9 protein-coding genes and 1 pseudogene are annotated in these 9,851 nt (G+C 60.0%); 9 read left to right on the top strand and 1 reads right to left on the bottom strand.

Translation table 11 applies throughout. The features are described 5' to 3' along the window. A pseudogene (locus tag B3Q33_RS14200) lies at positions 1-225 on the top strand (lipoprotein-releasing system ATP-binding protein LolD); the annotation flags it as partial. On the opposite strand, the gene B3Q33_RS14205 reads toward B3Q33_RS14200, so the two are convergent. After that, the gene (locus B3Q33_RS14205; RefSeq protein WP_035247293.1) at positions 208-783 is read right to left on the bottom strand and encodes a DUF2062 domain-containing protein; all 576 of its coding nucleotides are present in this window, start codon (positions 781-783) and stop codon (positions 208-210) included. The pseudogene B3Q33_RS14200 and the gene B3Q33_RS14205 sit on opposite strands and share 18 nt — an antisense overlap. A gap of 298 nt (positions 784-1,081) precedes the next feature. On the opposite strand from B3Q33_RS14205, the gene B3Q33_RS14210 reads away from it, so the two are divergent. The 8 genes from B3Q33_RS14210 to murB all read left to right on the top strand — a co-directional run bounded on the left by B3Q33_RS14210 (position 1,082) and on the right by murB (position 9,604). Continuing rightward, on the top strand, positions 1,082-3,307 hold the full coding sequence (locus tag B3Q33_RS14210; RefSeq protein ID WP_272975355.1) for a DNA internalization-related competence protein ComEC/Rec2: 2,226 nt from the start codon (positions 1,082-1,084) through the stop codon (positions 3,305-3,307). An 85-nt stretch (positions 3,308-3,392) separates the two neighbouring features. Next, positions 3,393-4,022: a MotA/TolQ/ExbB proton channel family protein gene (locus B3Q33_RS14215; RefSeq protein WP_035247298.1), complete on the top strand. Its 630-nt coding sequence runs from the start codon at positions 3,393-3,395 to the stop codon at positions 4,020-4,022. Next, entirely contained in the window at positions 4,019-4,444 is a 426-nt protein-coding gene (locus B3Q33_RS14220; protein ID WP_035247299.1) for an ExbD/TolR family protein, read from the top strand. The genes B3Q33_RS14215 and B3Q33_RS14220 overlap by 4 nt, the downstream gene beginning before the upstream one ends. Further along, entirely contained in the window at positions 4,441-6,183 is a 1,743-nt protein-coding gene (gene msbA, locus B3Q33_RS14225; RefSeq protein WP_035247301.1) for a lipid A export permease/ATP-binding protein MsbA, read from the top strand. Before B3Q33_RS14220 ends, msbA begins: the two co-directional genes overlap by 4 nt. Positions 6,184-6,190: 7 nt before the next feature. Then, positions 6,191-7,180 (top strand): tetraacyldisaccharide 4'-kinase, encoded by a 990-nt coding sequence (gene lpxK / locus B3Q33_RS14230; RefSeq protein WP_272975356.1) that lies wholly within the window; start codon positions 6,191-6,193, stop codon positions 7,178-7,180. 152 nt (positions 7,181-7,332) lie between these two features. Further along, a complete protein-coding gene (gene kdsB / locus B3Q33_RS14235; protein WP_272975357.1) occupies positions 7,333-8,106 on the top strand; it encodes a 3-deoxy-manno-octulosonate cytidylyltransferase in 774 nt (257 codons plus the stop codon). Next, complete coding sequence (locus B3Q33_RS14240; RefSeq protein ID WP_272962944.1) at positions 8,103-8,576, top strand: low molecular weight protein-tyrosine-phosphatase; 474 nt, start codon at positions 8,103-8,105, stop codon at positions 8,574-8,576. Before kdsB ends, B3Q33_RS14240 begins: the two co-directional genes overlap by 4 nt. Next, positions 8,573-9,604: a UDP-N-acetylmuramate dehydrogenase gene (gene murB / locus B3Q33_RS14245; RefSeq protein ID WP_272975358.1), complete on the top strand. Its 1,032-nt coding sequence runs from the start codon at positions 8,573-8,575 to the stop codon at positions 9,602-9,604. The genes B3Q33_RS14240 and murB overlap by 4 nt, the downstream gene beginning before the upstream one ends. Positions 9,605-9,851 lie beyond the last annotated feature (247 nt).

Consider the following 9,851-nt stretch of genomic DNA (forward strand, 5'->3'; position numbering starts at 1 on the left):
CGAGTCGCTATTGCTAGGGCTCTGGTAACCGAGCCGGCCCTGGTGATGGCAGATGAGCCTACCGGCAATCTGGATGAACGTACCGCTGCCCATGTGCAGTCACTGATGCTGGAACTCAACGAAACCCTGGGTACCGCTTTCATGATCGTTACCCACGATCGCGAATTTGCGTCACGCTGCCCGCAACAATACGAGTTACACGACGGGTTATTGCGGCGGCTCTGAGTCGTCGTCCTCTTTCGCTTCCTGTTCTTCCTGCTTGCGAGCTTCGCGTCGCAGCACCCTGGCGCGGCGGTGGGCACGCAGGTTCCAGCTGCGTACCACGGCCAGCCGCCAGGCCACTTTCACGGCGGCATAGGCGAGCCCGCCAAACACCACTGCGCATAGCGTTGATCCCAGCCATAGCGGCACCAGTTGCTCTACAAACCAGGCCACGGTAATGCCTTCGCCACTATGGTGCGGCATTCCCAGCATCCAGGCGCCAATCCGGTAGGTGAAATAGAAAATCGGTACATAGGTGACCGGATTGGAGATCCACACCAATACCACCGACAGTGGCAGGTTGCAGTGGAAGCGCACAGCGAGCAGAGCGGCCAGCCCCATCTGCAAGGGAATGGGTAGCAGGGCAGTAAAGACCCCGATAAAGGCGGCACCGGCTAGTGAGCGCCGGTTGATGTGCCACAGGTTCGGATCGGCCAATACCTCACCCAGAAAGCTCAGCGCTTTGTGTTCGCGCAGGCGATCCGGTTTTGGCAGGTATTTTCGGAAGATCCGTTTTGGCATGAACTCACGTCTGCAGACCGTGTCGGGAGAATCCCGTGAATGTCGTGTCGGTATCAGCTTAGGTGCCCGGCAGGCTGGGTACCACCCGACTTGTGTTATGCGTTGGGAGCCTCTTCAGAGGTTTCATGGCGCATGGCGGGCATGAAATAGCGTCAGAAACTTACCTGGCTGCACCCCGCGGGTGGCTATTATGCCCGGATCGGAAAAAAAGGCATACACCTACACGGGGCTTTGTGTCTCCTGGACATCATACAAAGACTGACCGTGAAGAAAGCGACTATTTTCCACGGGAGCAGGGATGCGATTGTGGTGCTTATCGGCGGCGCTGGCGGCAGCATGCTGGCTGGGCCTGTTGTGGCCGCTGCTGGTACTGGTGGTAGTAGCGGTTCTGGGTTGGCGGCGCGGGCGGCGTTGGCTGGTGTGGTTGCCGCTGTTGTGGTGTTACGGCGTTGTACAACTGAACAGTGGCGTGTCAGCAAGGCTGCCTGCTTCCCTGGAAGGGGAAACCCTGGTCATGCAAGGCAAGGTGGTGGGGTTGCCGGCCACGGTCAACGAGTTTCGTTTCGGTCGCTGGCGGTATCGCCAGACGCTGACGCTGGACGTTTGGGGCGCCACCCGCTGGCCCGGCATGCATCGTATCCGGGTCAACGCCTATGAACTGCCGGTGCAGGTGAAGGCAGATCAGCGACTGGCGCTGATGGTGAAGTTGAAGGCGCCCCGTGGGGTCTACAATGCCACCGGCGTGGATGCGGCCCGGCGGGATCTGGCTGCGGGCATTGATGCCCGGGGTACCGTGCAGTCGTGGACGGTGCAGGGTCGTGATAAGGGACTGGATCGTTGGCGACAGTGGTTGTCGGACCTGGTGGCGGAGCGGGTATCCGTGTCGCCAGCGGGCAGAGCGATCCTGCCGGCACTGGTGGTGGGCGACCGGTCGCGGTTGTCCAGCGAGCTGTGGCAGCAATTTCAGATCACTGGTGGCGCCCACCTGCTGGCCATTTCCGGCCTGCATATCGCCATTGTCGCCGGTTGGTTCTGGTGGTTGGGGCGCTGGCTGCTGGGGCCGATGATGCAGCGCCTGTTCCCAGTTTTAACCGTGTTTACGTTGCAGCAACTGGCCTGGGGGCCGGCACTGCTGGCAGCTCTGGGTTATGCCGCCCTGGCCGGGTTCAGTCTGCCAACAGTACGCGCCGTGATTATGCTGGCGGTGGTAGCGGTGGCGCAGTGTGCTCGCGTGTCAGTGCCATTGTGGAAGAGCCTCGGGGTGGCGCTGTTGATGGTGCTACTGCTGTTCCCTTTGTCGGCGCTTTCGGAAAGCCTGTGGTTGTCGTTCGGCGCAGTGGCTGCCATTGCCATGCTGGTGACCAGTCATGGTGCCCGCTGGTTACTGGTGCTGCTGCCGGTGATGATGGCCATGCTCGGTGCCATTCTGTTCCAGCAATGGTCGATCAGTGCGCCCTTGGCCAATCTGTTTCTGATCCCCTTGTATACCTGCATAGTGGTGCCGCTGGCCTTGCTGGGCAGCCTGTTGCAGCAGGGCTGGATTCTGCAGGGGGCGGCCACTGGCACGGAGTTGTCTGTGTGGCTCATGGCATCGCTGGCGTCCTCGACCAGTGGCTGGCGGTTGCCGTTGCCAACGGCAACCAGTGGGCTGTTTGCGATGCTGGCACTGGCTCTGCTGCTGATGCCGGCATTGCCGTTTCCTCGGCGATTGCTGCCGATCCTGTTATTGCCCTGGTTGTGTCAACGAGCAGCGCCATTGTCTGAGGGTGATTGGGAGTTGGTGGCGTTTGATGTGGGGCAGGGGCTGGCGTTAGCGGTGCGCACCCGGGAACATCTGCTGATTTACGATAGCGGGCCGTCATGGCCTGGTGACAGCATGGCCCGGCGCATTATCCTGCCATGGCTGGCCCGTAAGGGGCTGACGCCCGACCGCATTATTATCAGCCACGGGGACAATGATCATGCCGGTGGCATGAAGGTGTTAGCCGGCATGGCACCGGTGTCCAGCGGTGAACCGCAACGTGTGCCGGGTAGCGAGGCGTGTCGTGCGGGGCAGCAGTGGGGCTGGGATGGAGTGACGTTTACGCTGCTGTGGCCCGGGCCGGAGGTGGTGCCGGGCAACGAGTCGAGTTGTGTGCTGCAGGTGTCCGGTGCCGGGAGCTCGTTGCTGATACCCGGTGATATCGGCAAGCAGAGTGAGTATCGATTGCTGGGTTCGCTGCCGCGTACGGATTTGCTGGTGGTGGCACACCATGGCAGTAGCAGCAGTACCAGTGCGGCCCTGTTGAGACAGGTGCAGCCCGCCTATGCGCTGGTCAGTGCCGGTTATCGGAATCGTTTTCGTCATCCGCACCCGCAGGTGCTGCAACGGCTGGGCAATGCCGGGGTCACAGTTCTGCGCACCGACCGGGATGGCATGATTGTGTTTCGCTGGGGTGCCGCTGATAATGTGCCGCTTATAACAACATGGCGCCAATTTCGTGAAAGACCCTGGCATCGGCCAGCGGCCTGGCGTTTCTGGTAATGATTAACCTGAAGTCATGGCTTCAGGTTCAAATTAACCCGACGGCGCTCTGAAAACGACGCTGTGAGTGAGGGGAGAAGTTAAGGTGCAGGATCTTGTGCAGTCCGGGGGTTGGATGATGCTCCCGATCTTGATCTGTTCGGTGGTGGCTCTGGCCATTGTGGTGGAACGTTTCTGGACCCTGCGTCCGAGCAAGTTGGCGCCGGCGGATACCGTGCCGCAGGTGCAGACGCTGCTCAAGCGGGGTCTGCTCAACGAGGGCAATCTGGTCAAGCTGCGTGACAGCTCGCCGCTGGGCCGCATTCTGGCTACCGGGTTGGCCAATGCCCGCCATGGCCGCGAGATCATGAAAGAAAGTATCCAGGAAAGCGCCACCATCGTGGTGCATGAACTGGAAAAGTTTCTCAGCACTCTCGGCTCCATCGCTGCCATCACGCCGCTGCTGGGCTTGCTGGGTACCGTGATCGGCATGATTGATGTTTTTGCCGCCATCATGATGCATGGCACTGGCGATGCGGCCCAGTTGGCCGGCGGTATTTCCCAGGCGCTGTTGACCACCGCTGCCGGTCTGGTGGTGGCGATTCCAGCCATTTTCTTCCACCGTTTCTTTGTGCGTCGCGTGGAAGAAATCACCATGGAACTGGAGCAAAGCGCTGTGCATGTGGTGGATCTGGTACACGGTGATCGTGAGGCGGACCCGGGGGGCAAGGCGTGAAGTTTCCCCGGCCCAGCCAGGAGGAAATCAGCGTTAACCTGACACCGCTTATTGATGTGGTGTTTCTGCTGCTGATTTTCTTCATGGTCTCTACCACGTTTGATGACAAGACCCAGTTGTCCATTACGCTGCCGGAGGCGGAAGCAGCGCCGTTGGCGCAGTCTTCGGACCAGGTTGAGGTGACGATTACGTCGACCGGCGATTATCTGGTCAACGGCGAAAAGCTGGCGGCCAGTGATAGCAAGACGCTACGCACCGCGCTGTTGAAACTGGGGCAGGAAAAAACCGACTTGCCGTTGCAAATCTATGCGGATGCCAATGTGGCCTATCAGTCGGTGGTTCGCGTTTATGACGTGGCCGGACAGCTGGGTTTTGTTAAGCTGTCGCTCACTACTCGCGAATCTCCCAACGAGGCACAATGAGTCAATCCTCTGTGGACGTGTGGCCGACCTACAAGCGGCTGCTCAGTTATGTTCGACCGTACTGGTTGATGCTGGTCATCAGTGTCATCGGTTACGCGCTGTACGCGGCGACTCAGGCCGGCGCTGCCCAGCTTGCCGGCTTCCTTGGTGAAACCATTGTCGAGCCCACGGAGACCCGGGTTTTGCTGGTATCCATCGCGCCATTGGTGCTGGTGATTTTTCAGGGCCTGGGCCAGTTCATGGGTAGCTACTCCATGAATTGGGTGGCGCAGCAGCTGGTGTATGTATTACGCAATGACGTGTTCGGCCATGTGTTGCGTTTGCCCCAGTCGGAATATCATCGCAATGCGTCCGGGCGCATCATGTCGAAAATAATTTTCGACGCCCAGCAGGTCACCAGTGCCGGTACCGATGCCATCATTGTGATCATCCGTGAAGGGCTTACGGTGATTGGGCTGACCTCCTTTCTGCTCTGGCAGAACTGGAAGCTGACTCTGATTCTGGTGGCCGTGGCGCCGTTGATTGCCTTGGTCGTGAATATTACCAGCAAGCGGTTTCGTAAGATCAGTCGTCGTATCCAGTCTTCCATGGCGAACATTACCCATTTTCTCGGCGAAGCCATCGAGGGCAGCGGGGAAGTGAAAATCTTTGGCGCCCAGGAGCAGGAAGCCGATCGGTTTCATGGCGTCAGCCGCAGCTTTGCCAAGCAGAATGTGAAGCTCAATGCCAGCAAGATTGCCAGCACGGTAATCGTGCAGCTGTTTGTGGCAGTGGGCATCGGTGCGATCACGTTTCTCTACATCAATCTGATGGGCGAAGATCTTTCCGTAGGTGGTTTTCTGTCCTATATCGCCGCTGCCGGCATGATTCAGAAGCCGCTCAAGCAGCTTACGGATGTGAACGTAAAAGTGCAGCGTGGGGTGACCGGTGCCTCCAGTCTTTTCGAGTTGCTGGATACTGAACAGGAAGAGGACGCCGGTACCTATGTGCTGCCAGCCAAGGCGCGGGGGGATATCGAATTTGACGGCGTCACCTATGGGTATGATCCGGCGCAGCCGGTTCTCAGGAATTTGAGTTTCTCTATCAAGTCCGGTGAAACCGTGGCGCTGGTCGGGCGTTCCGGGGCAGGGAAGAGCACCATCAGTGCCATGTTGCCTCGCTTCTTCGATCCGGATCAGGGGCGCATTCTGCTGGATGGCGTACCGCTGCCGGATATTCAGCTCACCGACCTGCGTCACCAGATTGCCATGGTCAGTCAGCGGGTAGTGCTGTTTAACGATACCGTGCGCAACAACATCGCTTATGGCGAGCTCCGTGGTGTGGATGATGCGGCGATTGAACAGGCGGCCCGTGACGCTCATGCCTGGCGCTTTATCGAGCAGCTGGAGCATGGCCTGGAAACCCGGCTGGGGCAGGACGGCGTACAGCTTTCCGGTGGCCAGCGCCAGCGTATCGCCATTGCCAGGGCATTGCTGAAAGACGCGCCGATCCTGATTCTGGATGAAGCCACCAGTGCCCTGGATACGGAATCCGAGCATCATATTCAGCAGGCGCTGGAGCAGGTCATGGTCGGGCGCACTACCCTGGTGATTGCCCACCGCCTGTCGACCATCGAGAAAGCCGACCGGATTCTGGTACTGGATCAGGGCCAGTTGATCGAGCAGGGGTCACATCAGGAACTGCTGAACAAGAATGGCCTTTATACCCAGCTGTATCGCATGGATTTTGCCGAGGAGTAAGTCGGCCATGGGCTCATTGAGCGAATGGATTCAACAGGGCTGGTATAAGGGTAGCCCGTGGCTGGTTCCACTACGGCCGCTCTCCATGCTGGTGTCCCTGGAGGCCAAGCGACGCCTGCAACGGTTTCGCAAGGAAAAGCCCTCGCCGCCGGTGCCGGTATTGGTGGTCGGCAATATTACCGTGGGCGGCACTGGCAAGACGCCGTTGGTGATTGCCCTGGTGCAGGCCGCCGTTGCCCGTGGCTTGAAGGTGGTGGTGGTGTCTCGGGGATTCGGCGGCAAGATCGATCACTATCCCCATCTGGTCACCGCGGACAGCAATGCACTGGAGGTAGGCGATGAGCCTGTGCTGATCGCCCGCCGCACCGGCGTTCCGGTGATTTTGGACCCGGATCGTCGCAATGCACTGGACGTGGCCATCCGCGATCACACTCCGGATCTGGTGATCAGCGATGACGGTCTGCAACATTACGCCCTGCCGCGCAGCGCAGAAATTGTGGTGGTGGATGGTCAGCGTGGTCTGGGCAATGGCCGCTGCCTGCCGGAAGGCCCGCTGCGAGAGCCGGCGACCCGCCTCAAGGAAGTGGATTTCGTGGTCAGCACCGGAGGTGGCTGGAGTGGGGCGCACCCGATGATCATGCGCCCCGCAGACATCACCTCCCTGGCTACGGGCGAAACACTGGATCATCAGGCATTCTTGCGCGAGCACCCCCAGGTCCACGCGGTGGCCGGCATCGGCAACCCCAAGCGGTTTTTTAATCTGCTCAGCATTCTCGGCCTGAGCGCCACCCCCCATGTGTTCCCGGATCATCATGCTTTCCAGCCAGCGGATCTGGCGTTTGCCGATGGCCTCCCGGTGCTGATGACCGAAAAGGATGCGGTAAAATGCGCCCCCTTCGCCGAACCGCACTGGTGGTATCTGCCAGTGACGGCCAGTCTGCCGGAAGGGTTGCTGGAGCAGATGCTGGACCGGGCGCTGGGCACATCGCCAGAGTGATCAATTCGATTGTGTTGTAGGAGCCATGCTCGCATGGCGAACCAGCGGAGGGGCAATGAGCTGCCTGTCTATCGAGGATCACCCGGTTCGCCATGCAAGCATGGCTCCTACAGAGAGCATCAACGCTATTTGGTAAGAAAAGAGGAAGGACGATGAGTTTTTATGTGGTGGTGCCTGCCCGTTATGCATCGACTCGCTTGCCGGGCAAGCCGCTGGCGGATATCGCCGGCAAGCCCATGGTGGTGCGGGTGGCCGAGCGTTGTCAGCAAAGTCAGGCAGGGCAGGTCTATGTAGCCACCGATGATAGCCGTATTGCCGAGGCTCTGGATGGGCAGGTACCGGTGGTCATGACCCGGGAGGATCACCCTTCCGGTACCGACCGTCTTCAGGAAGTGGCCGCCAAACTGGAATTGGCCGATGACGATATCATCGTCAATGTGCAGGGTGACGAGCCATTGATCCCGCCGTCGGTGATCAATCAGGTGGCCGCCAACCTGGCCGCCAATCCTTCCTGCCAGATGGCCACCTTGTGTGAGCCCATCGAAGACGCAGACCATCTGTTCAACCCCAATGTGGTGAAAGTAGTGTTTGATGATGATGGTCGGGCACTCTATTTTTCCCGGGCGCCGATTCCCTGGCATCGTGATGCCTTTGCCGACGGTAGCCGGGATATCAGTGGTGAGCGTTTTGCGAAAGGTGAATGGTGGAGACACATTGGTATCTACGCTTACCGGGTGTCATTTCTGCACCAGTATGTGCAATGGCCGCCAGCGAAACTGGAGCAGTTGGAGTCCCTGGAGCAGCTGCGGGCCATGGCCAATGGCGTAGCGATTCACGTGGCACCGGCCATTGAGGCGGTACCGGGCGGTGTGGACACTCAGGAAGACCTGGAGCGTTTGCGTACGCAACTGGGAGGGCAGGCATGACAGTGTCCGTGCTTTTTGTTTGCCTGGGTAATATCTGCCGCTCACCCACCGCCGAGGCGGTCTTTCGTGAGCGTGTGATTGCCGCCGGTCTGGAAGAGAAAATCCGTATCGACAGCGCCGGCACCGGAGACTGGCATATTGGCCGTGCCCCGGACCCGCGAACCCGGGAAGCGGCGGCCCGCCGAGGCTACCAGATGGATTCCTTGCGTGCTCGCCAGGTGGGCCCGCAGGACTTCTACGAGTTTGACGTGGTGCTGGCCATGGACAATGCCAATCTGGCGGATCTGCAGGCCATGCAACCGGCAGATGTCACGGTCACGCTGGGGCGCTTTCTGGATTACGCCAGCGGTGCCTCCGTGAGCGAGGTGCCGGACCCTTACTACGGCGGTGAGGACGGCTTTGATCGTGTCCTGGATCTGATTGAAGGCGGTGCCGACGGTCTCCTGGATGCGCTGCGAGAGCGCCTATGAGTCTGCTCCAGCCGCCGTTAGTGGAAACCGATGCGGATCTGAGCGAACTCAATACCCTGCGTTTGCCCGCCCGTGCCCGACGACTGGCCAGGCCGGTCACCCTGGATGCCCTGGAACAGGTGCTGGCCGAGCGTGATCCGGCCGAGTCGTTGCAGGTGATCGGCGAGGGCAGCAATCTGGTGATCCACGGTGATTTACCCGGCCTCACCCTGTGTCCGGCCATGGATGGTATGGCCCTGGTGAAAGAGGATGCGGAGTTCGTCTGGGTTGCCGCCGGTGCCGGGGTGCACTGGGATGATCTGGTGGCCTGGACGGTCGAGCAGGGCTGGCAGGGGCTGGAAAACCTGTCGCTGATTCCCGGCACCGCCGGGGCAGCACCGTTCCAGAATATCGGTGCCTATGGAGTGGAGCTGTCCCAGGTGCTGGAGCAGGTTACCGTGATGGAAGTGGCCAGCGGCCGGGTAACGCACTTTGCTGCCGAAGAATGTGAATTCGCCTACCGGGACAGCCGCTTCAAAAGTCGCGATCGGGGCCGCTATGTGATTACCGGTATCGAGTTGCGCCTTAACAAGCTGCCGGCCTGTAATGTGAGTTATGGTCCCCTCAAGGATCACTTTGCGCACCTGCCTGTCGAGGATGTGTTGCCGGCGGCGGTGCGTGAGCGGGTAATTGCCGTGCGCCAGAGCAAATTGCCCGACCCGGCGGTACTGGCCAATGCCGGCAGTTTCTTCAAGAACCCGGTGGTGAGTGTCGACAAGGCGGGACAACTGAAAAAGAGCTTCCCGGGCCTGGTGGGCTATGAGCAGCCCGAGGGCATCAAGCTGGCCGCTGGCTGGCTGATCGAACAGGCTGGCTGGAAAGGGCGCAGGCTGGGTCCCGTGGGCATGCATAGTGAGCAGGCCCTGGTGCTGGTTAACCACGGTGGTGGCACCAGTGAAGATGTGTTGGCACTGGCCTCTGCCGTGCGTCGGGATGTCTGGGAGCGTTTTGGTGTCAGCCTGGAGCAGGAGCCCATCCTGCTGCCGTAGAAGCGCGCAACTGAGCCGCTGTAGGAGCGTGCTTGCACGCGAAAAAGGAGCGGCTGCTGGCAGCCTCCTGCAACGGAACGCCGAACGCTGAATTTCTCCCCACTGTCACAGATTGCGTAGGGTGCACTGAGCCTAAGGCGAACTGCACCATTCAAACGCCGGATTGGTGCAGTTCGCCTTAGGCTCAGTGCACCCTACGTCTTGGGAGCAGCGCCCATAAAAAAGGTTCATCGCGGATTAGCGGGAA

The organism is Alcanivorax sp. UBA3183 (assembly GCF_002364155.1).
In the GTDB taxonomy this organism is placed as follows: Bacteria; Pseudomonadota; Gammaproteobacteria; order Pseudomonadales; family Alcanivoracaceae; genus Alcanivorax; species Alcanivorax jadensis.